The 26,143-nt window shown below is 65.6% G+C and carries 30 protein-coding genes and 1 riboswitch; of the genes, 18 read left to right on the forward strand and 12 right to left on the reverse strand.

The window, feature by feature from the left end:
* Positions 1-86 precede the first annotated feature (86 nt).
* The 6 genes from uraD (at position 87) to F8G81_RS21375 (ending at position 4,970) form a co-directional block, all read left to right on the forward strand.
* A complete protein-coding gene (uraD, locus tag F8G81_RS21350) occupies positions 87-584 on the forward strand; it encodes a 2-oxo-4-hydroxy-4-carboxy-5-ureidoimidazoline decarboxylase (protein ID WP_267276626.1) in 498 nt (165 codons plus the stop codon).
* Positions 581-919, forward strand: coding sequence for a hydroxyisourate hydrolase (gene uraH, locus F8G81_RS21355; protein ID WP_267276627.1), 339 nt, complete (start codon positions 581-583; stop codon positions 917-919). The genes uraD and uraH overlap by 4 nt, the downstream gene beginning before the upstream one ends.
* A 90-nt stretch (positions 920-1,009) precedes the next feature.
* Positions 1,010-1,324 (forward strand): hypothetical protein, encoded by a 315-nt coding sequence (locus F8G81_RS21360; protein ID WP_267276628.1) that lies wholly within the window; start codon positions 1,010-1,012, stop codon positions 1,322-1,324.
* A gap of 69 nt (positions 1,325-1,393) precedes the next feature.
* Complete coding sequence (gene purF, locus F8G81_RS21365) at positions 1,394-3,076, forward strand: amidophosphoribosyltransferase (RefSeq protein ID WP_267276629.1); 1,683 nt, start codon at positions 1,394-1,396, stop codon at positions 3,074-3,076.
* Complete coding sequence (purM, locus tag F8G81_RS21370) at positions 3,073-4,239, forward strand: phosphoribosylformylglycinamidine cyclo-ligase (protein WP_267276630.1); 1,167 nt, start codon at positions 3,073-3,075, stop codon at positions 4,237-4,239. Before purF ends, purM begins: the two co-directional genes overlap by 4 nt.
* Positions 4,240-4,676: 437 nt before the next feature.
* On the forward strand, positions 4,677-4,970 hold the full coding sequence (locus F8G81_RS21375; protein ID WP_267276631.1) for a hypothetical protein: 294 nt from the start codon (positions 4,677-4,679) through the stop codon (positions 4,968-4,970).
* Positions 4,971-5,154: 184 nt separating this feature from the next.
* Here the strand turns inward: F8G81_RS21375 and F8G81_RS21380 are convergent, their stop codons facing one another.
* Positions 5,155-5,934, reverse strand: a complete 780-nt coding sequence (locus F8G81_RS21380) for a VOC family protein (protein ID WP_267276632.1) — start codon at positions 5,932-5,934, stop codon at positions 5,155-5,157.
* A gap of 323 nt (positions 5,935-6,257) precedes the next feature.
* On the reverse strand, positions 6,258-6,491 hold the full coding sequence (locus F8G81_RS21385) for a DUF3073 domain-containing protein (RefSeq protein WP_267279321.1): 234 nt from the start codon (positions 6,489-6,491) through the stop codon (positions 6,258-6,260).
* Positions 6,492-6,765: 274 nt separating this feature from the next.
* Here F8G81_RS21385 and F8G81_RS21390 point away from each other — a divergent pair, with 274 nt between their 5' ends.
* On the forward strand, positions 6,766-7,695 hold the full coding sequence (locus tag F8G81_RS21390) for a septum formation family protein (protein ID WP_267276633.1): 930 nt from the start codon (positions 6,766-6,768) through the stop codon (positions 7,693-7,695).
* 8 nt (positions 7,696-7,703) lie between these two features.
* Here the strand turns inward: F8G81_RS21390 and clpB are convergent, their stop codons facing one another.
* Entirely contained in the window at positions 7,704-10,361 is a 2,658-nt protein-coding gene (clpB, locus tag F8G81_RS21395) for an ATP-dependent chaperone ClpB (RefSeq protein WP_267276634.1), read from the reverse strand.
* Between the two features lie 205 nt (positions 10,362-10,566).
* Here clpB and F8G81_RS21400 point away from each other — a divergent pair, with 205 nt between their 5' ends.
* Positions 10,567-10,902, forward strand: a complete 336-nt coding sequence (locus F8G81_RS21400; protein WP_267276635.1) for a YciI family protein — start codon at positions 10,567-10,569, stop codon at positions 10,900-10,902.
* A gap of 320 nt (positions 10,903-11,222) precedes the next feature.
* Here F8G81_RS21400 and F8G81_RS21405 read toward each other — a convergent pair whose 3' ends face one another.
* The 5 genes from F8G81_RS21405 to F8G81_RS21425 form a co-directional block, all read right to left on the reverse strand.
* The gene (locus F8G81_RS21405; protein WP_267276636.1) at positions 11,223-11,900 is read right to left on the reverse strand and encodes a hypothetical protein; all 678 of its coding nucleotides are present in this window, start codon (positions 11,898-11,900) and stop codon (positions 11,223-11,225) included.
* Positions 11,901-11,991: 91 nt separating this feature from the next.
* Positions 11,992-13,056: a sulfate/molybdate ABC transporter ATP-binding protein gene (locus F8G81_RS21410; protein ID WP_267276637.1), complete on the reverse strand. Its 1,065-nt coding sequence runs from the start codon at positions 13,054-13,056 to the stop codon at positions 11,992-11,994.
* Entirely contained in the window at positions 13,053-13,937 is an 885-nt protein-coding gene (locus F8G81_RS21415) for an ABC transporter permease (RefSeq protein WP_267276638.1), read from the reverse strand. Before F8G81_RS21415 ends, F8G81_RS21410 begins: the two co-directional genes overlap by 4 nt.
* Positions 13,934-14,767: a molybdate ABC transporter substrate-binding protein gene (modA, locus tag F8G81_RS21420; RefSeq protein WP_267276639.1), complete on the reverse strand. Its 834-nt coding sequence runs from the start codon at positions 14,765-14,767 to the stop codon at positions 13,934-13,936. Before modA ends, F8G81_RS21415 begins: the two co-directional genes overlap by 4 nt.
* Positions 14,764-15,174: a TOBE domain-containing protein gene (locus F8G81_RS21425; RefSeq protein WP_267276640.1), complete on the reverse strand. Its 411-nt coding sequence runs from the start codon at positions 15,172-15,174 to the stop codon at positions 14,764-14,766. Before F8G81_RS21425 ends, modA begins: the two co-directional genes overlap by 4 nt.
* A 179-nt stretch (positions 15,175-15,353) precedes the next feature.
* On the opposite strand from F8G81_RS21425, the gene F8G81_RS21430 reads away from it, so the two are divergent.
* The 3 genes from F8G81_RS21430 (at position 15,354) to F8G81_RS21440 (ending at position 18,155) form a co-directional block, all read left to right on the forward strand.
* Complete coding sequence (locus tag F8G81_RS21430; RefSeq protein WP_267276641.1) at positions 15,354-16,688, forward strand: FAD-binding oxidoreductase; 1,335 nt, start codon at positions 15,354-15,356, stop codon at positions 16,686-16,688.
* Positions 16,689-16,748: 60 nt separating this feature from the next.
* On the forward strand, positions 16,749-17,618 hold the full coding sequence (locus F8G81_RS21435; protein WP_267276642.1) for a DUF4031 domain-containing protein: 870 nt from the start codon (positions 16,749-16,751) through the stop codon (positions 17,616-17,618).
* Positions 17,619-17,735: 117 nt separating this feature from the next.
* A complete protein-coding gene (locus tag F8G81_RS21440; protein ID WP_267276643.1) occupies positions 17,736-18,155 on the forward strand; it encodes a VOC family protein in 420 nt (139 codons plus the stop codon).
* A 36-nt stretch (positions 18,156-18,191) separates the two neighbouring features.
* On the opposite strand, the gene F8G81_RS21445 is transcribed toward F8G81_RS21440, so the two are convergent.
* Entirely contained in the window at positions 18,192-18,593 is a 402-nt protein-coding gene (locus F8G81_RS21445) for a YccF domain-containing protein (protein WP_267276644.1), read from the reverse strand.
* A gap of 109 nt (positions 18,594-18,702) precedes the next feature.
* The gene (locus tag F8G81_RS21450) at positions 18,703-19,299 is read right to left on the reverse strand and encodes a phosphoribosylanthranilate isomerase (protein WP_267276645.1); all 597 of its coding nucleotides are present in this window, start codon (positions 19,297-19,299) and stop codon (positions 18,703-18,705) included.
* Positions 19,300-19,435: 136 nt separating this feature from the next.
* On the opposite strand from F8G81_RS21450, the gene F8G81_RS21455 reads away from it, so the two are divergent.
* From F8G81_RS21455 to F8G81_RS21480, 6 genes are all read left to right on the forward strand, one after another.
* Positions 19,436-20,119, forward strand: a complete 684-nt coding sequence (locus tag F8G81_RS21455) for a HutD family protein (RefSeq protein ID WP_267276646.1) — start codon at positions 19,436-19,438, stop codon at positions 20,117-20,119.
* A gap of 68 nt (positions 20,120-20,187) precedes the next feature.
* The gene (locus tag F8G81_RS21460) at positions 20,188-20,718 is read left to right on the forward strand and encodes a ferritin (protein ID WP_267276647.1); all 531 of its coding nucleotides are present in this window, start codon (positions 20,188-20,190) and stop codon (positions 20,716-20,718) included.
* Between the two features lie 146 nt (positions 20,719-20,864).
* A riboswitch (guanidine-III (ykkC-III) riboswitch) is annotated at positions 20,865-20,930 on the forward strand.
* A gap of 9 nt (positions 20,931-20,939) precedes the next feature.
* Entirely contained in the window at positions 20,940-21,263 is a 324-nt protein-coding gene (locus tag F8G81_RS21465) for a DMT family transporter (RefSeq protein WP_267276648.1), read from the forward strand.
* Positions 21,263-21,640, forward strand: coding sequence for a DMT family transporter (locus tag F8G81_RS21470; RefSeq protein WP_267276649.1), 378 nt, complete (start codon positions 21,263-21,265; stop codon positions 21,638-21,640). Before F8G81_RS21465 ends, F8G81_RS21470 begins: the two co-directional genes overlap by 1 nt.
* A gap of 72 nt (positions 21,641-21,712) precedes the next feature.
* Positions 21,713-22,339 (forward strand): nucleoside/nucleotide kinase family protein, encoded by a 627-nt coding sequence (locus F8G81_RS21475; RefSeq protein ID WP_267276650.1) that lies wholly within the window; start codon positions 21,713-21,715, stop codon positions 22,337-22,339.
* A gap of 112 nt (positions 22,340-22,451) precedes the next feature.
* The gene (locus F8G81_RS21480; RefSeq protein ID WP_267276651.1) at positions 22,452-23,468 is read left to right on the forward strand and encodes an aldo/keto reductase; all 1,017 of its coding nucleotides are present in this window, start codon (positions 22,452-22,454) and stop codon (positions 23,466-23,468) included.
* Here F8G81_RS21480 and F8G81_RS21485 read toward each other — a convergent pair.
* Positions 23,465-24,262, reverse strand: a complete 798-nt coding sequence (locus F8G81_RS21485; protein ID WP_267276652.1) for a hypothetical protein — start codon at positions 24,260-24,262, stop codon at positions 23,465-23,467. The genes F8G81_RS21480 and F8G81_RS21485 overlap by 4 nt on opposite strands.
* Positions 24,259-25,194, reverse strand: coding sequence for an ABC transporter ATP-binding protein (locus F8G81_RS21490; protein ID WP_267276653.1), 936 nt, complete (start codon positions 25,192-25,194; stop codon positions 24,259-24,261). The genes F8G81_RS21485 and F8G81_RS21490 overlap by 4 nt, the downstream gene beginning before the upstream one ends.
* A 103-nt stretch (positions 25,195-25,297) precedes the next feature.
* Here F8G81_RS21490 and F8G81_RS21495 point away from each other — a divergent pair, with 103 nt between their 5' ends.
* Positions 25,298-25,948, forward strand: coding sequence for an MBL fold metallo-hydrolase (locus F8G81_RS21495; RefSeq protein ID WP_267276654.1), 651 nt, complete (start codon positions 25,298-25,300; stop codon positions 25,946-25,948).
* Positions 25,949-26,143 lie beyond the last annotated feature (195 nt).

The following is a 26,143-nucleotide window of genomic DNA, read 5'->3' on the forward strand; positions in this document are numbered from 1 at the left end:
GCTGTAAACCTGGAAACCGTCGGATAACCGGCCCTCCGCATAGCCGTCACCATGGATGCCAGCACCGTCACATGAGGAACAGCAGCATGAAGCTTGCCGAATTCAACAGCGTGGAACCCTCACGCGCCAGGGACGTCCTGAAGCCCTGCATCGACGTCGGGCGCTGGGTGGAGGCCGTCACGGCCGCACGTCCCTTTCCGTCCAAGGCCTCCCTCCTGGAGTTTGCTTCCCAGGCGGCTGAGCCGTTCACGCCGGCAGAGGTGGAAGCCGCCCTGGCCCACCACCCGCGGATCGGCGACCGGCCCACCGCCAGCACTGCGGAAGCCTCCATGTCCCGTTCCGAACAGGCCGGAGTGGACCCGTCGGACTCCGGCGTTGCCGAAGCACTCGCCCGGGGCAATCGCGACTACGAGGAGAAGTTCGGCAGGGTCTTCCTGATCCGGGCCGCCGGAAGAACCGCCCCTGAAATCCTGGCGGCCCTCGAATCCCGCTTGTCCAACTCCCCCAGTGAAGAAGACACGATTGTGGCCCAGCAGCTGCGCGAAATAGCCCTGCTGCGGCTTGAAGGAGTGATCAGCGAATGAACCCGTCCCATGTCACCACCCATGTCCTAGATACCGGCGCCGGACGTCCGGCGGCGGGAGTCGCCGTCGTGCTTTACCAGCACGACGGCGGAGGCTGGCAGGAGCTGGCCCGTTCGGCAACTGATGCGGACGGCCGGGCGAAAGACCTGGGGCCAGAGTCGCTGGCAGCCGGGCGGTACCGCCTGAACTTTGCAACCGGCGACTACTACGCCGGGCTAGGCACGGCTACGTTCTTCCCTGAGGTGGACCTGGTGTTCGAGGTGACCGGCGCCGAGCACTACCACGTGCCGCTGCTGCTGAGCCCGTTCGCCTACTCCACGTACCGCGGCAGCTAACCCCCTGAGCTTTTGTCCAGATACGGCGGGTTGGAACGGCTTAAAGTCGCCAGATCCGGACAAAAACTCCAGGGCAGTAGGCTTGATGGCATGTCTTTTGAAGAAACCCCCGCTGAGCGCCGCGACGTAACCGTACGGCGGGCACCCAGATACGTACCCTTCCTGATTCTGGGCGCACTTATTGGTGTTGCCGCTGCGGCTGTGGTGGCGTACGCGCTGCCCGGCGACGCAAGCTTCGACAGGGGTTCGGTGTTCGGCTTCTTCCTGGTGATGTTCGGGGCGTTCGGTGCGATCCTGGGTGCAGCAACCGCCCTGGTCCTGGACCGGCGGAGTGTCAAGCGCCAGCAACGCGCCGTTGTGGAGGCCGTTCCGGACTCGGAACCTGACGACGGCACACAGCCGTAACCGCAATCACACACAGTCACAAAGGACCGGGCGGAAAAGTCTTACCCCATATCGTGAGATAATCGACCAGTGGCACGCGGCGATGGAAAACTTTCTCATGATCTTCTCCCTGGCGAAAAAGGCCCTCAGGACGCTTGCGGCGTTTTTGGGGTCTGGGCACCAGGTGAAGAAGTAGCAAAACTCACCTACTACGGGCTGTATGCACTGCAGCACCGCGGTCAGGAGTCGGCTGGTATTGCCACCAGCGACGGCAAGCGGATCAACGTCTACAAGGACATGGGACTCGTTTCCCAGGTCTTCGACGAGACCACGCTGAACACCCTGACCGGGCACCTGGCGGTGGGACACTGCCGCTACTCCACCACCGGAGCCAGCCACTGGGCCAACGCCCAGCCCACGCTCGGCGCCACCAGCACCGGCACCGTGGCCCTGGCGCACAACGGCAACCTGACCAACACCGCCGAGCTCAACGCCATGATCATGGAGCGCAACGGCGGCCAGCTCAGCGGCGAAATGAAGCAGGGCAACACCTCAGACACCGCACTGGTCACGGCATTGCTGGAAGGCGAGGAGGGCAAGACCCTCGAACAGACCGCCATCGAGCTGCTTCCCAAGATCAAGGGCGGCTTCTGCTTCGTCTTTATGGACGAGGGCACCCTCTACGCTGCCCGCGACACTTATGGCATCCGCCCGCTGGTACTGGGCCGGCTGGAACGCGGCTGGGTGGTGGCCTCCGAGCAATCCGCGCTCGCCACCGTGGGCGCCAGCTTCATCCGTGAAATCGAACCCGGCGAATTCATCGCCATCGACGAGGACGGCGTGCGCTCCCAGCGCTTCGCGGAGCCGACGCCGGCGGGTTGCGTTTTCGAGTACGTTTACCTGGCCCGTCCGGACGCCGCCATCGCCGGCCGCTCTGTCTACGAGTCCCGCGTTGAGATGGGCCGCCAGCTGGCCCGCGAAAACACCCAGGTTGCGGACATCGTCATTCCCGTCCCGGAATCCGGCACGCCGGCCGCGGTGGGCTACGCCGAGGAATCCGGCATCCCGTTTGCGCACGGCTTCGTCAAGAACTCCTACGTGGGCCGCACCTTCATCCAGCCCTCCCAGACGCTCCGCCAGCTGGGCATCCGGCTCAAGCTGAACGCCCTGGAATCCGTCATCCGCGGCAAGCGTGTGGTGGTGGTGGACGACTCCATCGTCCGCGGCAACACGCAGCGGGCGATTGTCCGGATGCTCCGTGAAGCCGGTGCGGCAGCAGTCCACGTCAAGATCTCCTCCCCGCCGGTGCAGTGGCCCTGCTTCTACGGCATCGACTTCGCTTCCCGCGCCGAACTGATCGCCAACGGCGCCACCATCGAGGAAATCTCGCAGGCGATTGGCGCCGATTCCCTCGCCTATATCTCCGAAGACGGCATGATCGGCGCCACCCAGCAGCCGCGTGAACGCCTCTGCACCGCATGCTTCACCGGCAAGTACCCCATTGAGCTCCCCGGCTCGGACAAACTGGGCAAGAACCTGCTGGAGCGCACAGACCTTGGCGGGCTCCCGCCGTCGCCCTCTGCCCTGCCCGGCGAAACAGCGGCCCTGCTGGTGCCCGCCGTCGGTGACGGCGAGGATCCGGCCAACAAGCGCGGCGCCACAGGCTGCGACCCCGGACCGGACTCCGAGTTCGAGAACCTGCTGACCGAGGCAGACCTTGTTCCAGACGTACACGTAGCCACCATCGGCGCTGACAAGAAAGAGTCACTATGACTTCCGCAACCCCCGCCGCCGGCAACCTCTCCAACCCGGCCGGCGGCATCACTTATGCCTCCGCGGGCGTTGACGTTGAAGCCGGCGACCGCGCCGTTGAGCTGATGAAGGGCGCCGTCAAGGCAACCCACAACTCATCCGTGATTGGTGGCGTGGGCGGCTTCGCCGGACTGTACGACGTCTCCAGGCTGCTGACCTACAAGCGCCCGCTCCTGGCCACGTCCACCGACGGCGTGGGCACCAAGGTTGCCATTGCGCAGGCCATGGACATCCACGACACCATCGGGTTTGACCTGGTGGGCATGGTGGTGGACGACATCGTGGTGGTTGGCGCCGAGCCGCTCTACATGACCGACTACATCGCCTGCGGCAAGGTGGTCCCGGAGCGCATCGCTGACATTGTCCGCGGCATCGCAGCGGCCTGCTCCGTTGCCGGTACCGCCCTGGTGGGCGGCGAGACCGCCGAGCACCCCGGCCTGCTGGGCGAGCACGAATACGACGTCGCGGGCGCCGCCACCGGCGTTGTCGAGGCTGATGCCCTGCTGGGCCCGGACCGTGTCCGCGCCGGCGACGTTGTGATCGGCATGGCGTCCTCCGGCCTGCACTCCAACGGCTACTCCCTGGTCCGCCGGGTCATCAACCACGCCGGCTGGGCCCTGGACCGCCAGGTTTCCGAGCTCGGCCGCACGCTGGGCGAAGAACTCCTGGAACCCACCCGCGTTTACGCCGCCGACTGCCTTGACCTGGCCCGCACCTTCCCGGTAACTGGCGGCTCGGGCGCTGCCGTGCACGGCTTCAGCCACGTCACCGGCGGCGGCCTGGCAGCCAACCTGGCACGGGTGCTTCCGCAGGGCCTGGTGGCCACCGTTGACCGCGCCACGTGGGAGCTGCCGGCCATCTTCAAGCTGGTCTCTGAGCTGGGCAACGTCCCGCTGGCAGACCTGGAGCGCACCCTGAACCTAGGCGTCGGCATGGTGGCCATTGTGTCCCCGGAAGCTGCCGATGCCGCCGTAGCGCGCCTGAACGACCGCGGCCTGCCGTCCTGGATCATGGGCACGGTGACCGCGGATTCGGACTCCATCCTCAAGTCCGGCCCGGACTACATCCAAGGTGCCAAGGGAGTGGACGGCGGCGCTGTCCGCCTGGTCAACGCCTACGCTTAACCCTGAGCGAGTGCTCCGTAACGGCCCTTTAGAACAGTCATAAGGGCCGCTACGGAGCACTCGACGTCATTTAAGGGGTTCACTTCAGGTGCTGCCCGGAATCCCCTAATGCCCTACCCAATGTGATGCAGAACACTCATTTCCCTTGACTGCTAAGCATACTTACCTTTAGGCTCGTAGTTATGGAAGGGCAGTGCCGGAGTCGGTCTGGGCTTCTCCGGGGGCTTGCAGTAAGGGCCCCCATCATTGGTTTGCGTTTTAACGCAGCCAGGTTGGATCTGTCTTCCACCGCCGCCGGCGGAAATCAAAAGAAGCAACCATAGGGGCGTCCGGGTTCCCGCGCGATTCCACGCGCCTGACGCAATCCACGAGTCGACGACGGATTGCCAAGGTTTAGATCCCGGACTCACATCAAGGGAGCGAACACAATGTCAGTCATGAAAAAAGCAACCGCGTCACTTTTTGGATCACTGTTGATCCTGGGAGCCGTCGCTACTCCGTCGCAGGCTGTTCGGGACGTTGACCAGGATGGTTTGGTAAATGTCAGCGTGGGGAACGTGGAGATTTTGAATGACGTCAACGTCGCAGTCGCCGCCAACGTCGCCGCTCAGCTCTGTGGTATCAAGGTTGGGCCCGTCATCCTGCTCGCCCAGGAAGTCGATGCCACGGACACCACGGCAGTAGTTTGCGACCAGCGGGGCCAAAGGAACGATGTGACGATTACTGACTAGCCTTCCAGAATTATTGAGAACTAGTCATTCAGCAGGAAAAACCAAGAAGTGCCCCGGCCTCCGACAAGGCGGCCGGGGCATTCTTCGTCTGCAGGCAGCCAGGCAAGGCGGCTACCGGCGCGCCCCGGGAGGATGATCCAGGTCCCGGTACGGCGATGGAGGCAGCACAGCCCGCCACCGTTGACTAAACCTCCAGGATGCTGAACACACCGCCTTGCGGATCCTTGAGCGTGGCCGTGGCGCCTGGCGCCTCCTCATCCTCTGCCTCAGGCGCAATCAGCACTTCTGCACCCGCTGCCACCGCCCTCCGCACGGTGTCCGCCACTTCGGAGACCCCAAAGTAGATCTGCCAGCTGGCCGCCTCCTCGGTGGCCGCGATCCCCGCCACCTCCGCATCGTCCACCATCAGCGTTGTGTACGTCCCGCCGTCGTCCTGTGGATACTCGGTCACCTCATGACCGAACAACTGCTGGAAAAACCCGACGGCGGCCTGCGGCTCCGGGGTCAGGAGTTCCGACCAGGACAGGGCGCCGGGCTGGTTGTAGCGGGCGGTGCCGGTATGCGTTCCGGCCTGCCAAACGCCTGTGGTGCCACCGCCGGGTGGATCCACGAAGACCATCACGCCGGTGTCCCCCACCGCCTCGGGCCCGAACTGCAGGGTCCCGCCCACATGGGGCGCCTCCTCGGCCACCGCGCGGGCATCGTTAGCCGCGAAGTAGATGTTCCATTGCGCGGGCGTGCCTGCGGCTTCCTGCTGCGGATTCTGGGGTGCCACCACGGCCACCAGGTCATCACCCAGGAAGGCCTGCGCGTAGCTGCGGCCGTCCGGCGTCGGCAGGTCCTGGAACCTCCACCCAAACACTGCAGCGTAAAAGGCCTTCCCGGCCTCAACATCGCGGGTCTGGACGTCCGCCCAGCAGGGTTCGCCATGTCGAAATGAGCGTGGGCTGGAGTTGTGGGGCATGTGGGTTCCTTCCGCAGCGGGAACGCGCGAACGTACAGTTGTGGCCCTTGGGAAAGGGTCCTAAGTGTTCGTTCGCGCCTCAACACCACCAGTCAACACCAAAAGGCCCGCCGCCCGCACCGGAGTTCCGGCACAGGCAACGGGCCTGATAACTGAGGTCAACACCGGTTCCATCCGGATCCGGGTGCTGAAAAAGAAGCGCTGTACTGTCGAATGAAACCACCGACTAAACGCGCGAACAAGCTGCGCGTACAAACTGCGGCATTCGAGGGTACTGCGGCGTCACTGGGCCGGTGCCTTAAGGCCACACCGGCTCGCGACAACTAGCCGATCCGACGGGTGTCTACCTCGTCGTCGTCTTCTTCCAAATCGTCCGCGTACTTATCCACATAAGCCGAATAGTCCGGTTCAACCGGCTCATTCGCGAAATGGCTCGTGGCACGACTGCCCGGACCCGTCAGCTCACGCTGAAGTGCCGAATAGTCAGTGTTCGGGGAATAGTACTTAATATCCCGAGCCTGCTTGGTAGCTTTTGCCTTTTGACGGCCGCGCCCCATGGCGTGACCCCCTTTTGTACTTGGACCGGAGGTGGTCACCTTGGCTATCGGTGAGGCCCCGGAATGTTTGGTCAATTTGTCGTACACCTAGATTACATGCTTTCGGCGCCCCCTGCTCCCCGATTGGGGCCTCCAGACCCGATGTTGGGGACCATTCCTGCCATGAACCGCGGGGTTGCCAGCTTTTTTGTTAGGTAGAGTCACTTAACAACTGCTGAGACCGGCACCCCGGACCGGCTGCTCGACGCGGAGAGAACACAGGAGGTGCCTGCCAGTGAACGACCAGGACAACCCGGCGCGCCCATCTGAAAAGGGGCCGGGAAAGCCTTCCGGAAGTCCCGCCGGCAGCGGCCAGGGACACCTCCCGCCCAAGCCTTCCTCGCCGCCGACGGCGGGCCTGCCGCACGTACCACCCGCGTCCGCCGGAACTCCCGCAGGCAAGGTGCCACCGGCACCGGCTGCGCCTCCTCACCAGGCCCGCACCGCCGAGGCGAGCCCCGCCCGGCCGAGCGCCCCCGGCGTAACAGGATCAGTCCGCGAGTCAGGGCCCGCAGTGTCAGGATCCGCCCGCGAGCCAGCAGCGGCGCCTCCCGCTCCAGCCCCGGAAGCACCCTTCCCAAAGCAACCGCCGGTCGTGAAACCGGGCCGGATCAAACAGTTCCTCCTCAAACCCCGCCGCAACCGTCATTTCCTTCTGAGGGCTGCCTTTGCCGTGGTGCTGCTGGCTGTTGTGGGAGTCCTGGTGTGGCTTGTCATGTGGCTCACTTCCAATGCCCAACAGCCGTCCGCCGGAAATGATGTCCCCGGCGTTGTGGAGATTTCTCCGACCCCGCTGCCGAGCCCGCTTCCATTGCCCCGCGAAGGCGTGGCTCCCGCCGAGTACAGGCTGGGCGACTGCTTCAAGGACTTTGATCCCGAAGCATTGTCCTCAACCCTGGTGGCCTGCGATACCGGCCACTCCGCCCAACTCGTGGCGATCTACCGGTATCCGGCAGGTGACCCCTATCCGGGCAGCGAGGCCCTCCAGGCCAAGGCACTGGAGGCCTGCCAGGCGGCACGGCTGGCCCCTGCCGCCGACGAGTACACCTTGAACTTCCGGCGCGCCTACCCGAGCAGCAGCAGCTGGGAATCGGGCGACCGCCGCGTGGACTGCTACGTCATGGCCGACGGCGGGAATGTCATCAACGCGAGCGTGCTGCCGTAGCAGAACCCCTAGTCCTTCCGCCGGACTGACAGGCCGCTGCCGGCAGGGCCGCCCGCGCCGGCAGCTGCCATCGCCTCCAGCCCCTCAACCGTGAGTTCGTTGACGTCAGCGGACGTGTCCACCAGCACCGTATCGCCGTCCACGATGTCGCCGGAGAGGATGGCCTTGGCAAGCCTGTCGCCGATCTCGCGCTGGACCAGCCGGCGCAGTGGCCGGGCACCGTAGGCGGGATCGAAACCGGACATGGCCAGCCAGGCGCGGGCGCCATCGGTCACCTCGAGGGTAAGCCGGCGCTCGTACAGCCTCCTGCCGAGTTCGGCCACCTGCAGTTCCACGATGCGCGCGAGTTCTTCCACAGTCAGGGCATCGAACAGCACCACCTCGTCCAAACGGTTCAGGAACTCGGGCTTGAAGGCATTGTTCACGGTGGCCATCACGGCATTCCGCTTGGCCTGGGCGTCCAACGTCTGGTCCACCAGGAACTGGCTGCCCAGGTTCGAGGTCAGGACCAGGATTACATTCCGGAAGTCCACGGTGCGGCCCTGGCCATCGGTGAGCCGGCCGTCGTCGAGGACCTGCAGGAGGATGTCGAAGACCTCGGGGTGGGCCTTCTCCACCTCGTCCAGGAGAATCACGGAGTATGGCCGGCGGCGGACGGCTTCAGTCAGCTGGCCGCCCTCCTCGTAGCCGACGTAGCCCGGGGGTGCACCAACCAGCCGTGCCACCGAGTGCTTTTCGCTGTACTCGGACATGTCGATCCGGACCATGGCGCGTTCGTCGTCGAAGAGGAAGTCCGCGAGGGCCTTGGCCAGCTCCGTCTTGCCAACACCGGTGGGCCCCAGGAACAGGAAGGAGCCGGTGGGACGGTTGGGATCGCTGATGCCGGCACGGGCACGGCGGACGGCGTCGGACACCGCGGCCACGGCCTTGGACTGGCCAATCAGCCGCTTCCCCAGCTCCTCCTCCATATGCAGCAGCTTCTGGCTTTCGCCCAGCAGCATGCGTCCGGCAGGAATGCCGGTCCAGGCGGAAATGACCTCGGCGATGTCGTCAGCGGTGACCTGCTCGGCCACCATCTGGGCGGGCTTGTCCGTTACCTCTGCTTCGGCGGCAGCGGCGGCGTTCAGCTCGCGTTCCAGCGCGGGAATCTCGCCATAGAGGACCCGTGAGGCCGTCTCCAGGTCGCCTTCACGAGCAGCCTTGTCGTAAGCGGAGCGCAGCACATCCAGCTTTGCCTTCAGATCACCTACGCGGTTGAGCCCTGCCTTCTCGGCTTCCCAGCGGGCCTTGAGAGCGTTCAGCTCCTCCTCCCTGTCAGCCTTGTCGGCGCGCAAGGCAGCCAGGCGCTCCACGGAGGCTTCATCCTTTTCGCCCTGCAGGGCCAGTTCTTCCATGGTCATCCGGTCCACAACACGCTGCAGCTGGTCGACCTCCTCCGGCGCTGAGTCAATCTCCATCCGGAGCCGCGACGCGGCTTCGTCCACGAGGTCGATCGCCTTGTCCGGCAGCTGGCGCCCCGAGATGTAGCGGTTGGAGAGCGTCGCGGCGGCCACCAGGGCGGCGTCGGCGATGGTCACCTTGTGGTGGGCTTCGTAGCGCTCCTTGAGGCCGCGGAGGATGCCGATGGTGTCGTCTACGCTTGGCTCGCCCACGTACACCTGCTGGAAACGGCGTTCCAGCGCCGGGTCCTTCTCAATGTTTTCGCGGAATTCGTCCAGGGTTGTGGCGCCGATCAGGCGCAGCTCGCCGCGCGCCAGCATGGGCTTGAGCATGTTGCCCGCGTCCATGGAGGATTCCCCCGTGGCTCCCGCCCCCACGACGGTGTGGATCTCGTCGATGAAGGTGACAATCTGGCCTTCCGAGTTTTTGATCTCCTCCAGGACAGCCTTGAGCCGCTCCTCGAACTCGCCCCGGTACTTGGCACCTGCCACCATAGAGGCGAGGTCCAGGCCGATAAGGGTCTTGCCCCGCAGGCTCTCCGGGACGTCTCCGGCGACGATGCGCTGGGCCAGGCCTTCGACGACGGCCGTCTTGCCAACGCCAGGCTCGCCAATGAGCACGGGGTTGTTCTTGGTGCGGCGGCTCAGGACCTGGATGATCCGGCGGATTTCGTTGTCGCGGCCGATCACCGGATCCAGCTTGCCGGAGCGAGCCATCGCGGTGAGGTCGGTCCCGAACTTCTCCAGTGACTGGAAGGTGTTCTCCGGATCCGGGCTGGTGACTTTACGGTCCCCACGCACACCAGGCAGGGCGGCGAGCAACGCCTCATGGGAGGCACCGGCGTCGCGCATTAACCGGCCGACGGCGTCACTCCCGGCGGAGAGTCCCAGCAACAGGACTTCAGTGGAGACAAAGGTGTCACCCAGCCGATCCGCCTCATTTTTGGCGTTTTGGATGGCCTGCAGGGCAGGCCGGGACAGCTGGGCCTGCTGGGTGGAACTGCCCGACGTTGCCGGCAGCGCCTTGATGGCGCTGCTCGCCTGGACGCTGACGGCGTCCGGATCCGCGCCGGTGGCGCGGAGAAGCGCGACGGCGACGCCCTCGCGCTGGTCCATCAGCGCCTTGAGCAGGTGGGCGGGTTCCACCTGTGGATTGCCCGCCGTGGAGGCGTTCATGGCAGCCGCCGAAAGCGCCTCCTGGCTCTTGGTGGTGAATTTGACGTCCAAAGGGAGCTCCTTCCGGGGATACATTTTAGCTAAGTTGAGTCTACTACGCTCAACTTTGCAAGGCACTCGTTCCGGCGCGATGTTTGCCCACAGCGAACCGCATGATTCCCTCCCCTGCACTGTATCGCCGGCAGGGGGATCACCCTAGGATCGGTAGGTGACCGGGGATCACTGTTCCGCCGGCGCACTCGAGACGAGGACCGAAATGAAGAAATTTGTCGTTCTTTACATCGCACCGCAGTCCGCACAGGCACAGATGGCAGAGAGTTCCCCGGAAGCCGCCCAGGAAGGCATGAAAGCCTGGATGGAGTGGGCCGAACGCGCGGGTGACGGCCTGGTTGATATGGGGAATCCGCTGGGGGCCGGCAAGGAAATCACCACGTCCGGAGCCTCCGAGACCACCACAAACGTGGCCGGTTACGGCATTCTCCAGGCCGAGGACCTGGACGGCGCACAGGCCTTGCTGGAGGACCACCCGCACTTGATGATGCCGGGGGCCAGCATCCAGGTTTACGAATCCCTTGACCTGCCCGGCATCTAATTCCTCCACGCGCCGCCGGGTTCCAGCCCCGAAGACACATAAGACAAACCTGGTGGGCGGTTCCCCAGCGAACCGCCCACCAGGCTCCCATTGCCCCCGCCGGGAACCGGGGACACCTCTCAACCCAGGCTCGGCGGACAGCCATGGTCGGTTTCAAGTGGCGGGCCCGCCGTCAGGTGCGGCGGCCCACTCGTGACCTTACCGCCAGTCACGACCCCTGTCACGTTAAAATGACAAGATTTGTCACCAACTTTTCTTGGAGTTTTCGTCCATTTGTGGCGACCTGCCATCGGGGGAAGTCGCCACAAATGGACAAAAACTCAGGGCTGGGGGACGGCCGGGGTCTGCTCGATGTAGTTGATCACCAGGAAGTCGCCAGCCGGCACCAGCTCCACGTACCACCGGGTGCGTGTCTCCCAGCCTTCCCAGGAGGCTCCTGAAGCGTCGCCACCCGGGCGTGGCCGGTACACGGCGTCGAACTTCAGGAAGGTTCCGTTTGCCGTGGCACTGGAATCGATCTCCTGCAGCAATTCAAAGGTTCCGCGGCCGCCCTGGCCAGGTTCTGCCGCCGCAACAGCCCGCAGGGTCCGGGCGTTCATGGCCTCCACGGCGCCAAAGTACTGCTGCCACGCCACGTCCGAGTGCGAGGTGAAGATTGTGGTGGAATATGCCTCCGCGTTCCGGGCCGCCAGCTCATCGACGCATTTGGAGGGCACAGCTCCGGCCGCCGTCCACGAGGTCAGAACCTCCGAGCCTGCGTTCAGCCAGGCTTCATAGGAGTTCAGCACCCCGCCGATGGCTTCCTTCGGAGTTCCTCTGGGGATCCTGACCGGAACCACGTCCTCCTCGCCCAGGAAGGGGCAGCCGGGCGCACCCAGGGATGTGGGACTCGGTGGCAATGGAGGCGGAGGGGAAGGAAAGAGGCTGCACCCGCTCAGCCCCGCCGCCAGCGCCAGCGCGGCAGCCGCCGTCGTCAATTTCCTGCCCAACCCGCTCATTAACACTCCCCCATATGGCCGGCCCCGTTCAGCCAACGCTGACCAGCCTAGCCAGACCAGCGGCGGCCGCGCTCCTGCCACGGGATGATTTTCAGCCGGGGTAGATGGCCACCGCGCCGGCCTTGACCACAAAATACACCTGCATTCCCGGTGCCAGCCCCAGGTCAGCCGACGCTTCCGGGGTGACGTCGGCACTCAAATGCCCGCCTTCGCCGCCACGGACCCGGATCAGGTCCCCGTGCGGTTCCAGGTGGGCGATGGTCACGGCGAAGGAGTTCCGCGGGCTGCCGTGCGCCTCATGGGGGAATATTGAAACGGCCGACGGCGGGAACACCGCCACGCCGGGCTGCCCGGTGGGCAGCGGGCCGGGAAAGTCATCGTGCTGTCCGTAGATGGCCAGCGTCCCGGACTCCAGGCCATGCACCGTGATCCTGCCGGGGATGAAGTTCAGCCCGGCCAGACCGGCGGCGAACCGGCTTTTCGGGCGCTGGAGCACCTCACGCGTCGGGCCTGCCTCACTGATCCGGCCGTTCTCCAGGATCATCACCCGGTCCGCCAGCATCAGGGCATCCAGCACGTCATGCGTAATGATGATGGCCCGCCGGCCGGCAAGTACCCGTTTGAGCAGCCGCCGCAGCAGCGGGGCAGCATGGATGTCCAGGGCGGCCATGGGCTCGTCCAGCAGGAGAAGCCCTGGATCCGCTGCCAGCGCCCGCGCCACAGCCACCCGCTGCGCCTGCCCGCCGGACAGTTCCGCCGGTCGCCGCAGGGCCAGCCCTTCGGCTTCCACTTCAGCCAGCCACCGCTTGGCCGATTCCCGGGCATGGTGCTTGGAGGCACCCGTGCTGCGGGGTCCAAAAGCCACGTTGTCCAGCGCACTGAGGTGCGGGAAAAGCAGGGGCTCCTGTGCCAGGAGTGCCGTGCCGCGCCGGTGCGGAGCTGTCCATTCGCCCCGGCCGTCCGCGAGGTCAAAGAGGACCCGGCCGTCGAGCTCCGCTTTGCCTGAGTCCGGGTGCAGCAGACCCGCTATGACGGCCAGCAGGGAGGACTTGCCTGCGCCGTTGGGGCCCATCACCGCCACTGTCTCGGCCGGCCCCAGCGTGAGGGAGACATCGAAGCCCCGGGCCTCCACCGCTGCCCGGACCGTGAACGTCACTGGACTCCCCCGCGGGTGGCGCGTGGCGGCGTCGCACTTTCTGCAGTTGTACTTTGTGCAGTCATACTTCCTGCAAAGGTGCGGCCGGAGGGGCGCGGGCTGCGGTACGCAAGGGCCACCACCGAGACCGCTACTGCCACCAGGACGAGGGAAAGGGCGACGGCGGCATCGGCATCCGTTTCACGCTGAAGGTAGATTTCAAGCGGCAATGTCCTGGTGACTCCCTCCAGGCTCCCGGCGAAGGTGAGCGTGGCGCCGAACTCGCCCAGGCTGCGGGCGAACGACAGCACGGCGCCCGAGGCCAGGCCGGGAAGCACCAGCGGCAGCGTGACCCGGCGAAGAACCGTGCTGGGCCGGGCGCCCAGGGTGGCGGCCACGGCCTCGTACCGGGGGCCTGCCGTCCTCAAGGCGCCCTCGAGGCTGACCACCAGGAACGGCAGGGCCACAAACGTCTGGGCCAGGACCACCGCCGTGGTGGAGAACGCTATCTGCAGGCCCAGGACCTCAACGGTGCGGCCCAGCAGGCCCTGCCGGCCAAACGTGTACAGCAGGGCGATGCCGCCCACCACGGGCGGAAGCACCAGCGGGAGCAGCACCAGGGATCGGAGCAGCCGCTGGCCCGGAAAGCTGCCCCGCGCCAGGACCAGGGCGATGGGAACCCCCAGCAGAAGGCACAGCGCGGTGCTGGCCGCAGACGTGCGCAGGCTCAAGCCCAAGGCTGTCAGCGAGGAGTCGGAGGTGATCAGCGGGAGGAACTGCGGCCAGTTGACCCGGGCCACCATGGCGGCCAGCGGGAGCAGCACCAGCAACCCGCCGGCAGCGGCCACCGCGTAGATCCACGCGGGAACGCCCGTGTAGGTGGGGGCTTTGCGGGGGCTCATGGCTGCGGGGCACCGAAGCCGGCGGCGCCCAGCACCGCCTGGCCCCCGCTGCCCAGGACGAGTTCACGGAACGCTTGTGCCGCGGCCTTGTTCCTGGCGCCTTTCACGGTGGCGATGGGGTAGCTGTTGACGGCTTGGGCAGCCTCGGGGAAGGGCACTGACTCCACCTTCCCGCCGGCACCTTGTGCATCCGTGACGTAGACCAGCCCGGCGTCGGCCTCCCCCGACGTGACTTTGCCCAGGACATCGGTGACGGAGGTTTCCTCGCTGACAGGGGTCAGCGAGGTGCCGGTCTCTTCGGCGATGTTGCGGATCGCAGCGCCGCATGGCACCTGGCTGGCGCAGACCACCACCTTGGTGCCGGGCTTTTCCAGGTCGTGGAACGCGTAGATGCCGGCGGGGTTGCCGGGCGGGACGGCGATGGTGAGCGTATTGGTGGCGAAGTCTCGCGGCTCATCCTCCACAAGTCCCTCGTCCAGGAGCTTGCCCATGTTCCGGTTGTCCGCTGAGGCGAAGACGTCCGCCGGGGCACCCTGGAAGATCTGGGTAGCCAGGTCTGCCGAGCCGGCGAAATTCAGCGTGACCCTGGTTCCCGGGTTGGCGGCCTCGAATTGCTTCGCCAACTGTGTGAAGGGGGATTTGAGCGAGGCCGCGGCGAAAACCGTGACGGTGCCACCGGATCCGGAGGCGCCGCCGTCGTCGGCTCCGCCCTGTCCGGCCTGTCCCGCCTGCCCGGACGGCGTGCAGGCAGCCAGGATGACGGTGGCGAGCACCACGACCAGGAGTTTTCCTGCAATGGCGGGTTTTCCTGCAACGGCGGGCCGCCTCATGCGGAGCCCTTTCCGTGCGGCGTCTCGATAATCACGGTGGTGGCCTTGACCACGGCGGTGGCCACGGAACCAAGCTCCAGGCCCAGCTCGCGAACTGCCTCGCTGCTCATAAGGGACACCACGCGGAACGGCCCGCACTGCAGCTCTACCTGGGCCATAACGGTGTCCATGGTGATGCCAGTGACCAGGCCGACGAACCTGTTGCGTGCCGAGCTTCCTGTCCTGTGCGGCTCGTCCGGGAGCTGTGCGAGTTTCTGTGCGTGATGCGCCAGCTCCAGGCCGTCGACGGAGAGCCGGCCGGCAGCGTCCTTGACGGGGGTCAGGCTGCCGTTCTCCATCCAGCGGCGGATGGTGTCGTCGCTGACGCCAAGGAACCGGGCAGCTTCGGCAACGCGGATACTGGACATTCACCTAGTCTAGCCCTCAAATACGGCTCAACTTGGATGAATGTTCCGCAGATCCGATTCCCTACTTGGGCCGCCAGCGGTGGCAGAACTGGCCGGGAAAGGATTTACCCTAGTGGTCAGCGACGCCTGGTCCTACGCTTTTCTTGGGGGAGGGCCTCACTCGTTGAGGAGCGTTCCTGATGAAGTGGATAAAGCGTGACAGCCCGGACTACCACCAGGCCCGGAAGGTTTTCAACGCCATGATCGACCGGAGGCCGGCCGTCATCGCCCAGTGTTTCAATGATGCCGACGTGACCGAGGCCCTTCGGTACGGCCGCGAAAACTCGTTGCCCATCGCCGTCCGCGCCGGCGGGCATTCAGTGGCCGGAATGTCCACCAACGACGACGGCATAGTCATCGATGTGCGGCACATGAAGTCCATCCAGGTGGACCCGGAAAGCGGCATAGTCACCGCCGGCGCGGGTTTGACCTGTGGTGAGTTTGACAGGGCAACGCAGGCACATGGCCTGGCAGTTACCGGGGGGAGAGTCTCTACCACTGGAATCGCCGGATTCACCCTGGGCGGGGGCTCCGGGTGGCTGGAGCGCTCCTTCGGCTTCGCCTGTGACAGCCTCGTCTCAGTGAACCTGGTGACCGCCGACGGCGACCGCGTCACCGCGAGCGCGCGGGAGAATCCGGAACTCTTCTGGGCGCTCCATGGCGGCGGCGGAAATTTCGGAGTGGCCACGTCCTTCACTTTCCAAGCCCACCGACTCGGTCCGGTGGTCCACGCCGGGATGTGGCTGTGGCCCGCTGAGGCCGCCACGGACGTCTCCCGTGCCTTCAGGGATCTTGCCGTTGCAGCTCCGGACAACGTTGGCCTGGCGCTCGTGTACTTTACGGCACCGCCGGAGCCTTTTATGCCCGAGCAGATGGTGGGAAAGATGGCCACACTCATCGTCTACCTGTACGCCGGCGACCCCGAGGAAGGCTCCGAACACGCGAGGCCCTTCCGCGAGCTCGGACCGGCCGTTGACCTGGTGGAAGACACCACCTATGCCGAGTTCCAGTGCTCCCTCGATGATCCTCCCGATCACTACAACTACTGGAGTGCCGACTATCACAACGACCTGCCGGACGAAGCGCTGGACGTCTTTGTGGACTCGGCCCTACACCTCCCCGATGCCACTTCGCAGCAGCTCATCGCGCGCTGGGGCGGCGCAGTCGGAGGAAACGCTGCCGCCGCCACTCCGCTTATCAACCGGAACGCGGCGTGGGTCAGCCATCCTTACGGAATCTCGCCGACGCCCGAGGAAGGCCAGCTGGCCAAAACCTGGGTGAAAGACTTCCGCGGAAAAATCGCTCCCTACGCTACGGGCGGGGTGTGGCTCAACTTCATCGGCAATGAAGGCCAGGAACGGATTCGTGCGGCCTTCGGCGATCAGAACTATGCGCGCCTGGCGCGGGTCAAGCGGGAGTTCGATCCGCAGAACGTGTTCCGCGGAAACCAAAACATCCTGCCGGCAGAGGGCTGACGGGGCTCGGGCTGGCGAAGCTGCACCCCCACCCGGGATTGCCCGGACTACACTTCCTCCATGGCCATTTTTCTGGACCCGCCCCTTTGGCCTGCCCACGGAACCCACTTCTCGCACCTCATCTCAGACAGTTCGCTCGAGGAGCTCCACGCCTTTGCCTCCGCAGCCGGCATTCCGGAGCGGGCGTTCGACTGCGACCACTACGACGTCCCAGAGCGCCGCATTGAGGACCTGGTGGCCGCCGGAGCCGTTCCGGTTGAGGGGCGGATCCTGGTGCGGAAGCTCATCTCCAGCGGGCTGCGCATCCCGGCACGACAGCGCAACAAGTCTCTGAAAGTGCCGCTGCTGAACCGCTGGAACTCCGTTATGCCGGGCCATGACGCACTCTTTCTGGACCTGCTGGACCGCTGGGGCGAGGAACACCGCAAGTACCATGGCCGCACGCACCTGCTCGCCGTGCTGGAGGCCCTGGACCTGCTCAGCGAACCCGCAGAGCCGCCCCGCCACGTGGTCCTCGGAGCCTGGTTCCACGATGCCGTGTACCGCGGCATTGCCGGCCAGGATGAGGAGGAATCCGCCCGGCTCGCCGAGGGCAGGCTGGCTGAGGCCGGACTTCCGGACGCGGACGTCGAGGAGGTGGCCCGCCTGGTGCGGCTGACCGCGGACCACTGCCCGGGACAAGGGGACGACGACGGCGCCCTCCTGTGCGATGCGGACCTTTCGGTCCTCGGCGGTGAACCGGAGTCCTACGCTCGCTATCTGGCGGCTGTCCGGGAAGACTATGCGCACATCGGCGACGCCGACTTCGCGGCCGGACGCGCCGCCGTCGTACGGCGCCTGCTGGACCTGGACCCGCTCTTCCACACTGAGCGGGCACAGGAGCTGTGGCTGGACGCCGCGCGACGCAACCTTCAGGGCGAGCTGGCCTGACCGGCTCTTGCCTGCTCTTTACCGCGGCGACGCCGGCCGCGTTCGGCCGCCTAATCCGGCCGAACGTGCCAGGCCCATGCCTTTACGGGCCGGCACAGCCAGTGCAAGACTGCTCGGATGAACCTGCGAATCCAAGCCGTTTGCATCGACTCCACGAATCCCAAGGTGCCCGCAGATTTTTGGGAGAAAGCCCTGGGGTGGCGCCGGACGTACGAGGTGGAGGACGAAATCGTCCTCGAACCTCCGGCAGGCAGCCCCGAGGACGGCGTCTCACCGGACCTGCTGTTCCTCAAGGTCCCAGAGCGCAAGGAGATTAAGAACCGGCTGCATCTTGACCTTCGCCCGGAAGACCAGGCCGCGGAGGTCAAGCGCCTGGAGGACCTGGGCGCCCGCCGCGTATCGGTGGGCCAAGGGGACGACGTGACCTGGGTGGTGTTGGCTGACCCGGACGGCAACGAGTTCTGCATCCTCCGCGCCCTCCGGACGGAGGAGCTGGAAGCCCAGGGACTGGTGCCGGGCGTTGAAGCAAAGCCTTAGGGCACGTCGCCGGCCACACTCGGAGCGTGTGGCAATTTAGCGGTAGCTGGTCACGAACGGCGCGTCAGTGGGTACGATCTGTTTGCCCAGTGGCATCAGGGACACCGGGATCAGCTTGAGGTTGGCGATGGCCAGCGGGATGCCGATAATGGTGATGGCCATGGCAAAGGCGGTGACAACATGCCCGATCGCGATCCAGATCCCAGCCACCAGCAGCCAGATCACGTTGCCCAGCAGGGAGAAGATGCCGGTTCCGCCAGGCTTGTCCACCACGGTGCGCCCGAACGGCCAGAACGTGTACGCAGCAATTCGGAATGAGGCGATCCCCCACGGAATGGTGATGATGAGCAGGCAGCAGATAATTCCTGCCAGGAAATAGCCCAAGGCAAGCCAGAAGCCGCCAAAAACCAGCCAGATGATGTTGAGCAGTGTCTTCATTTGTCCATTGTGCCCCGAGGGGTCGGACAAAAACCTCAGGGACTGCCCTGATTGGCCCCTGAACGCTCAGCCTGATTGGCGGAAGGCTCAGCCAGGCTGACGTGAGGAACTAGCCCTTGGCGGCGTGGACGAAGGCGCGGATCTTCGCCAGGTCCTTCACGCCTCGGGAAACCTCGACGCCGGATGACACGTCAACTCCCCACGCACCTGCTGCAGCGGAAGCATCGGCGACGTTGGCGGAGTCAAGGCCGCCGGCCAGCAGCCAGTGACGGCCCTCAAGTCCCGCCGTCCTGACCGAACCGTAGTCCCAGGCCTCACCGGAGCCGGGAACCGCGGCGTCCACCAGGAGGAGTTCCTCGCCCCAGCTGCCGAAGGCGTCCTGCCCCGCACCCATGGTGACGGCCCTGATCAGCTTCATGCCGGCGTCGTGGACGGTGGTGACGTCCTCAGGGGTGCGCTCCCCGTGCAACTGGACCCACTGCAGACCGGCCGCGCGGGCAATGGCCACCGCGTCCGCGGCAGGCTCGTGCCGGAAGACGCCAACGGCCGTAACGCCTTCGGGAACCTCGCCCAGGAGCCCCGAAACCTGAGACGGCGACACCACACGCGGGCTGGCCGTCAGGACAAAGCCGACGGCGTCCGCCCCGGCGGCCACGGCCTCCCGGACAGATTCGGGCGTACTCAGCCCGCAGACTTTGACGAACATTCCGTTCTCCTTAAGGCAGACTCCACATTGTCCCCCGGAGGAGGTTAGCAGGGAAGGGCCATTAAGAGGGTTGCTCTCGCCACGACAGTTGGATCTCTGAACGTCAGTTGGCTCAGTGCTTCAGTAGGCTGGACGGATGGAGATCATCCGTTATGCAGAGCTCAGGCCCCAACCATGGCGCAACGGCGGTGGTGTGACCCGGGAGCTGGCCAGCCATCCGAAGGCAGCCTCCGCCCAGGATGGCGCCTGGGATTGGCGCGTCAGCATCGCCGAGGTCAGCAAGGCAGGCGACTTCTCGGGGTTCCCTGGGATGGAACGCGTGCTGACAGTCATCGACGGCGAACTCCTCCTCCTGACCGTTGATGGCGCCGAGCACCCGCTGGAAAAGTACCGGCCCTTCCGGTTCTCCGGCGAAGCGGCCAGCCACGGCGCACTGCCCACCGGTGACATCCGGGACCTGAACGTCATTACCCGGACCGGTTCCTTCAAGGGCTACACGTCTATCATCGAGCTGTCCAAGAAGCGCGCCCACCCCCTGTTTGAGGGCCAGCTGGGCGTCCTGCTGCAGGGCCAGGCCACCGTCAGCGCGGGAGCAGCAGAGGAAGCGGGAGACGGTGCCGAACAAACTGGTGCCGAACAAGACGGTGCTGAACAAAACGTTGCCGAACAGGACGTCGCTGCCGTCCCGGCACCGGAACCGGAGGCACTCAGCCGTTACGACGCCGTCGTGGGTTCTGATGAGCGCTCTCCCGAAATCCTGGGCCGCGGATTCCTGGCGGTGGTCTCGATTGACCGGGTGGCGGGCGAGGGAGCAGGGTAAAGCGACCCTTGGTTACCTGAGCCTTTCCACACTGGCCACACGCGGGGTTCCATCCATAGACTCGGGCTATGACCTCCACATCCTTTAATTCGCTCCTGTCCACCCAGATCGGCAACGAGTTCACCGCCTCGCAGCAGTACATCGCCGTGGCCACCTGGTTCGCCAACCAGGACCTCCCGCAGCTGGCACGCTACTTCTACCGGCAGTCAGTGGAAGAGCGGAACCACGCCATGATGATGGTGCAGTACATGCTGGACCGGGACATCGCCTTCACCATTCCCGGCGTCCCCGCAGTCCGCAACGATTTCTCCTCGGTGACCGAACCGCTGGCGCTTGCGCTGCAGCAGGAAAAGGAAGTCACGGCCAACATCGAAGCCCTCTTCCGTGCGGCCCGCGGCGAGGACGATGCCCTGGGTGAGCAGTTCATGCTGTGGTTCCTCAAGGAGCAGGTGGAGGAAGTGGCCTCCATGACCACGCTGCTGAACATCGCGGAGCGTGCGGACAACCTGTTCGACATCGAGAACTTCATCGCCCGCGAGTCCATCGGCGACGGCGGCCGCGACTCCGCAGCCCCTGCGGCTGCCGGCGGCGCCCTCTAGTCCGACCCCTCCCCCAACTACGTCGCGCTAACTGTCGTTTTGGGCCCTCAAAAGGACAGTTAGCGCGACCTACTTGGGTATGGAGCCCGGTGGTGAGGTTGGCCACCAACCCGGCCACCCGCCGGACGGTGTTGCTAGGCTGGGAAGCAAGGTTCCGACGTGGGGCCTCCGGACGACGGATCAGTACCCGGCACGCGACAAGACTGGCCAAAGGATCTGTCATGTCGTGGTTAATCCTCATCCTCTCCGGAGCGCTGGAAGCCGTCTGGGCCGCCGCACTCCACCGAACCTTCCAAGCCAAGGGCCGCCGTCGGACTCTGCCCGCCGCACTCTTCCTGGTCTCCGTTCTGGCCAGCACCGGTGGACTCGCGATCGCCATGCAAGCCATTCCCACCGGGACCGCCTACGCCGTGTGGGTGGGCGTGGGTGTAGTGCTGACCAGTGCGTACGCCATCATCACCAAGGCGGAACGGCCGACGGCGGCGCGCCTGCTGCTGCTCGCCGGAATCGCCGCCTGCGTGGTTGGCCTGAAGGTGGTGGCGTAATGCTGCAACGCTCCCTCCCCTGGCTGGTGCTCCTGGCGTCCGCAATTTTGGAAGCCGTCTGGGCCACTGCGCTTGGACAGTCTGACGGCTTCACCAGGCCGCTGCCCACCACCGTCTTCGCCGTCACCGCCACACTGAGCATGCTGGGCCTGGGCATCGCGGTCAAAAGCATCCCCTTGGGCACCGCCTACGCCGTTTGGGTGGGGATCGGTGCCGGGCTGACTGTGGCCTGGGCGATGGCCACCGGCGCCGAGCCCTTCAGCTTTGTCAAAGTGCTGTTCATTGGCGGAATTGTGGTGTGTGCGGCCGGGCTTAAGTCGTTGGGCGGCAAACCTGCCAAACCGGCCAACTCCGCCGCACCCGCCAGCGGCCGGTGACCGCCGGTAGCCCGGGTAGCCGCGGGTAGCGCCAAAGCCGGCAGATTTCAGCGGGCGGTTTAGGATTTTGGCATGGACTCCTCCGAGATATTGCAGGCCTTGGACGCGCTGCGGCTCAGAGTAGCCGGGGGAAGCCGGACGCTGCTGGGCATCACGGGCGCCCCCGGATCCGGTAAATCCACCTTCGCCGAATGGATCCGGGAGCAGTTCGGCCCGGAGCAGGCGGTGGTGGTGCCCATGGACGGGTTCCACTTGGGCAACGCCATCATCGACGGCACCCCGCTGAGGCAGCGGAAAGGCGCCATCGACACGTTCGACGTCGGCGGGTACCTTTCGCTGCTCCAGCGGCTGGTGCGCCGGGACGAGGACGTAGTGTACGCGCCGGAATTCCGGCGGTCCATTGACGAGCCCGTGGCGGCTTCCATCGCCGTCCCGGCTAGCATTCCGCTGGTCATCACCGAGGGCAACTACCTGCTGGCGGACACCCCTGCCTGGAAGCAGGTGCGGGCCCAGCTGGACGAAGTGTGGTTCGTTGACACCCCTGCGGATTTGCGGCTGGAACGGCTGGTGGCCAGGCATGAGTCGTTTGGCATGGAGCCTTCCGCGGCGGTGGCCTGGGCGCACGGCCCGGACGAAGCCAACGCCGTGCTCATCGACAACACCCGGCAGTTGGCTGACAGGATCATTCCCTGGTCCTGACGGCGTCCGCTGTGACTGTACGCTGTGCCGTCCGCTATGACCAGGGGGAATACTGGGAAGGGCCTTGAGGTTCTTGGCTGGGAGACCCACTTAGAGCGAACGGAGCCAATTTATGAAACCCGCACCCGCAGCATTGGTACAGCTGGCCCAGGGCCTGGAGGTCAGTCCGCTGGGGTTCGGGGGGATGGCCCTCACTCCCGTCTACGGCGGAATGGAGCCGGCCGAGGCGCTGAAGACCCTGCATCACGCCGTCGACGCGGGCGTCAGCTTCATCGACACCGCCGACATCTACGGCGGCGGAAGCAACGAAGAACTGATCGCGCACCTGCTCACGGACCGCCGGGACGAGGTCCAGCTGGCCACCAAGTTCGGGCTGGTGGGTAACCCTGCCACCGGCTACTCGGACATCCGCGGTGATGCCGCGCATGTCAGGCATGCCGTGGAAAACAGCCTCCGCCGGCTCGGAACGGACACCATCGACCTCTACTACATGCACCGCAGGGATCTCCGGATTCCGCTCGCCGAAACAGTAGGGGCCATGGCGGAGCTCGTGGAGCAGGGCAAGGTCCGGCATTTGGGCCTGTCCGAGGTGACAGCCGAGGAGCTGCGCGAGGCCCACGCCGTGCATCCTATCGCCGCAGTGCAAAGCGAGTGGTCCATCTGGAGCCGGGACGTGGAGCGCAACGTTGTTCCGGCCGCCGCCGAGCTGGGGGTGGGCTTTGTTCCGTACTCCCCATTGGGCCGGGGTTTCCTCACCGGCACCGTTGACGCTTCACAGCTGGGGGAGAATGACTTCCGACGCCGGATCCCCCGTTTCGCCGCAGATGCCGCCCACGCGAACCAGGCCGTTGTGGACGCCGTCCGGCTGGTTGCTACGGTGCTGGACGCAACCTCTGCCCAAGTGGCACTGGCCTGGCTGCTGGCCCAAGGCAGGAGGTTCGGCCTTCCTGTTGTCCCCATTCCCGGCACGCGCAAGACCCACCGGATCGACGAGAACCTGGGCGCCCTCGCCCTGGACCTGACCCCGGCGCAACAGGAGGCGCTGGACCTGGCGGCGGACGCCGTCGTCGGCTCCCGCTCGGCTGACCCCAAATGGGTGTCCGAGGGGCGTGAGGAGGCAGCCTCCTAGGCTTCGCCCCGTTCCGTGATCCACCAGCCGATCCCCAGGGGAAGCGCGTACCAGATGGCCAGGGACGTGCACGCCTCAAGGACGGACGGGGCTTCGGGACCGCCGGCGATATGGGCAATCGCAGTAATGGTGCTGAGGTAGCCGCTGGCGTCCGGCAGCAGGGTGATGATGAGGCCGTTGCCTACCAGCGTGATGAGGATGACGGCGACGATCGTCAGAGCCGTTCGCCGGATGGCAGCGGCCAGCGCGACGCCGAACATGGTGCCCAGCAGGCAGGCCGCCAGTCCCCTGCCGATGACTCCGGCTGAATCCTGGAAGACGTCGGCGGGTGCGGCGTTCCCCATGGTGAGGCCTGCGGTGACGGCCGAGCAGAGGAGCACAAAGAGCTGCAGGGTCAGCGCCACCGCCACGGCCGCCACCACTTTGGCCCAGAACTGCCCGGTCCTGCCGCGCAGCAACGGGTAATAGACAAAGGTGGTGCGGTGCGAGAAGTCAGAGGTCATCCCGAGGATCCCGATCAGCGGCATTGCCAGGCCCGTGAAAAGGCCGATGCCTCCTGCGTACCCGGCGAACGTCATGGGCATGCCCTGGCTTTGGCTGAACAGTGCCAATCCCGCCACCAGTACGGCGGCCAGGGCCGCCAGGACTGCCAGGATGGCGAACGAGCTCCGGGTATCCAGCAACTTTCGGATCTCCACCCATGTCAGGAGGGCGAAGCTGACCTGGCGTTTGGCCGTCTGCGCCTGGAGCCTGGGGGTTGACTCAGTGCGGGTGGACTCAGTGCGGTGCGTCATGCTGTGGGCTCCAGGGCGTTGTTTCGGCTGGCGAATTCACCGGATGTCAGGGCAAGGAACTTCTCTTCCAAGGCCGAGTCGGTCACGTTGGACAGGTGGGTGAGGGCTATTCCGTGGGTGAGGCATGCCTGGCCAATGTCCTCGGGCGCGGCCTCCACGATGAACGTGTCACCCGTGCGGCTGTACTGCCAACCCAGCGCCGCGAAGACCTCCGGGAGGCGTGCCAGATCGGCGGCGGACACCTTGGTTCCGGCGCTGACACTGAATTCAGCCACCCGGCCGGCTGCCACCACCCGGCCGCGGTCGATCATGACAATGTGGTCAGCCACTGCCTGCACGTCGCGGAGCAGGTGGCTGGACAGAAGTACAGTGCCGCCCTGGGATGTGAAGTGCTTCAGGAATCTGCGCACCCACACGGCACCATCGGCGTCGAGCCCGTTGGTCGGTTCATCCAGCACCAGGAACTGCGGCCCGGCCAGGATGGCCAGGCCCAGGACCAGACGCTGGCGCATCCCGAGCGACAGGGATGACACCCGTTTGCCGCGGACCGTCACCAGGCCGGTCAGGATAAGTACCTCCTCGATGCGCGCGTCCGCCACTCCCAGGAGCAGGGCGTTCAGCTTCAGGGTCTCGCGCACCGACCTGCCCGGGTGAAGCGCTGTGGGATCCAGGACAAAACCGATGGCCCGGCCAGGGTGCTCCAGGTCCGCACGCCTGCGCCCTGCAAAGAGGACTTCCCCGGTGTCGGCGCGGCTGAGGCCGGCAGCGATGCGCAGCGTGGTGGACTTTCCGGCACCGTTCGGCCCAAGGAACGCGGTGACCGAACCTGGCGGGCAAATGAAGCTGACAGAGTCCACCACCGCCCTCCCGGCATAGGCCTTGGTGACGCCAATGAAGGCAATTCCGGACGCGGTTTCAGACTGTAACGCCAATGAAGCGTTCCTTCCCCCTAGGTAACTTCCTTGCGGAACCTAACACAGAATGCCGGTTGCGCGCTGCGACGGCGTGACTTGCGCCCTTCGTAGACTGATGCCTATGGATACCCTCATTCACTCCTCAGACAGCATTACTGTCCGCCGGATTTCCGTCAGCGACATGGACAACAATGTCTATCTGCTCACCGCCAGGAAATCCGGTGCCCAGCTCCTGATCGACGCGGCCGACGACCTCCCTGCCATCCAGGCGCTGCTTGCTGAGTCCGCCGCGGACAGTGCTGTCCCGCCGAAACTGGAGCTGATTGCCACCACCCACCAGCACTGGGACCACGTCCGCGCCTTGCCCGCCCTGGTGGAAGCAACCGGGGCGCGGACGGCAGCCGGAACGGACGACGCACCGGAGCTCCCGGTGCCCGCCGACGTTCTCCTCAAGCAGGGGGACGTCCAAGCCTTCGACGGTTTCGAGGTGACTGCGGTGCACCTGCGCGGCCACACTCCGGGCTCCATCGCCTTGGTGTACCAGGACCCCGAGGGGCCGGCGCACATCTTTTCCGGGGATTCCCTGTTCCCGGGCGGCGTGGGGAACACCCAGAAGGACGCTTCCCGGTTTGAGCAACTCATCACAGATGTCAGCGAACGCCTGTTCGACGTCTACCCGGACAACACGGTGGTCCACCCCGGGCACGGCAAGCCGACCACCCTGGGCGCGGAGCGTCCCCACCTTCAGGAATGGCGCGCCCGCGGCTGGTAACCGCTACCAGCACCGCAACAAAAAAGGACGGCCGCACCCTGGATCCAGGGTGCGGCCGTCCTTTTGTTCAGAAATCCAGGGCCCACGACAGCCGAGTCCCCTGACCGTGTATCCGCGCCGGCGAGGGACCCGGCCCGAGCTTGCGAGGGCAGGGAGCCGGTGTGGCCTTGCGAGGTTAGGAACGGTTGGGGATCT

The organism is Arthrobacter sp. CDRTa11, assembly GCF_026427775.1.
Lineage (GTDB): Bacteria > Actinomycetota > Actinomycetes > Actinomycetales > Micrococcaceae > Arthrobacter.

Bases quoted from the DNA above. Each gene is read 5' to 3' on its own strand.
- F8G81_RS21360 (WP_267276628.1), top strand. From the start codon at position 1,010: ATGTCTTTTGAAGAAACCCCCGCTGAGCGCCGCGACGTAACCGTACGG.
- purM (WP_267276630.1), top strand. From the start codon at position 3,073: ATGACTTCCGCAACCCCCGCCGCCGGCAACCTCTCCAACCCGGCCGGC.
- F8G81_RS21485 (WP_267276652.1), bottom strand. From the start codon at position 24,262: ATGACGCACCGCACTGAGTCCACCCGCACTGAGTCAACCCCCAGGCTC.
- F8G81_RS21380 (WP_267276632.1), bottom strand. From the start codon at position 5,934: ATGCCCCACAACTCCAGCCCACGCTCATTTCGACATGGCGAACCCTGC.
- F8G81_RS21425 (WP_267276640.1), bottom strand. From the start codon at position 15,174: ATGTCCAGTATCCGCGTTGCCGAAGCTGCCCGGTTCCTTGGCGTCAGC.
- uraH (WP_267276627.1), top strand. From the start codon at position 581: ATGAACCCGTCCCATGTCACCACCCATGTCCTAGATACCGGCGCCGGA.
- F8G81_RS21405 (WP_267276636.1), bottom strand. From the start codon at position 11,900: ATGAGCGGGTTGGGCAGGAAATTGACGACGGCGGCTGCCGCGCTGGCG.
- F8G81_RS21375 (WP_267276631.1), top strand. From the start codon at position 4,677: ATGAAAAAAGCAACCGCGTCACTTTTTGGATCACTGTTGATCCTGGGA.
- F8G81_RS21415 (WP_267276638.1), bottom strand. From the start codon at position 13,937: ATGAGCCCCCGCAAAGCCCCCACCTACACGGGCGTTCCCGCGTGGATC.
- F8G81_RS21455 (WP_267276646.1), top strand. From the start codon at position 19,436: ATGGAGATCATCCGTTATGCAGAGCTCAGGCCCCAACCATGGCGCAAC.
- F8G81_RS21440 (WP_267276643.1), top strand. From the start codon at position 17,736: ATGAACCTGCGAATCCAAGCCGTTTGCATCGACTCCACGAATCCCAAG.
- F8G81_RS21385 (WP_267279321.1), bottom strand. From the start codon at position 6,491: ATGGGGCGCGGCCGTCAAAAGGCAAAAGCTACCAAGCAGGCTCGGGAT.
- F8G81_RS21445 (WP_267276644.1), bottom strand. From the start codon at position 18,593: ATGAAGACACTGCTCAACATCATCTGGCTGGTTTTTGGCGGCTTCTGG.
- F8G81_RS21430 (WP_267276641.1), top strand. From the start codon at position 15,354: ATGAAGTGGATAAAGCGTGACAGCCCGGACTACCACCAGGCCCGGAAG.
- F8G81_RS21460 (WP_267276647.1), top strand. From the start codon at position 20,188: ATGACCTCCACATCCTTTAATTCGCTCCTGTCCACCCAGATCGGCAAC.
- F8G81_RS21470 (WP_267276649.1), top strand. From the start codon at position 21,263: ATGCTGCAACGCTCCCTCCCCTGGCTGGTGCTCCTGGCGTCCGCAATT.
- uraD (WP_267276626.1), top strand. From the start codon at position 87: ATGAAGCTTGCCGAATTCAACAGCGTGGAACCCTCACGCGCCAGGGAC.
- F8G81_RS21400 (WP_267276635.1), top strand. From the start codon at position 10,567: ATGAAGAAATTTGTCGTTCTTTACATCGCACCGCAGTCCGCACAGGCA.
- F8G81_RS21450 (WP_267276645.1), bottom strand. From the start codon at position 19,299: ATGTTCGTCAAAGTCTGCGGGCTGAGTACGCCCGAATCTGTCCGGGAG.
- F8G81_RS21475 (WP_267276650.1), top strand. From the start codon at position 21,713: ATGGACTCCTCCGAGATATTGCAGGCCTTGGACGCGCTGCGGCTCAGA.
- modA (WP_267276639.1), bottom strand. From the start codon at position 14,767: ATGAGGCGGCCCGCCGTTGCAGGAAAACCCGCCATTGCAGGAAAACTC.
- F8G81_RS21435 (WP_267276642.1), top strand. From the start codon at position 16,749: ATGGCCATTTTTCTGGACCCGCCCCTTTGGCCTGCCCACGGAACCCAC.
- F8G81_RS21465 (WP_267276648.1), top strand. From the start codon at position 20,940: ATGTCGTGGTTAATCCTCATCCTCTCCGGAGCGCTGGAAGCCGTCTGG.
- F8G81_RS21495 (WP_267276654.1), top strand. From the start codon at position 25,298: ATGGATACCCTCATTCACTCCTCAGACAGCATTACTGTCCGCCGGATT.
- F8G81_RS21480 (WP_267276651.1), top strand. From the start codon at position 22,452: ATGAAACCCGCACCCGCAGCATTGGTACAGCTGGCCCAGGGCCTGGAG.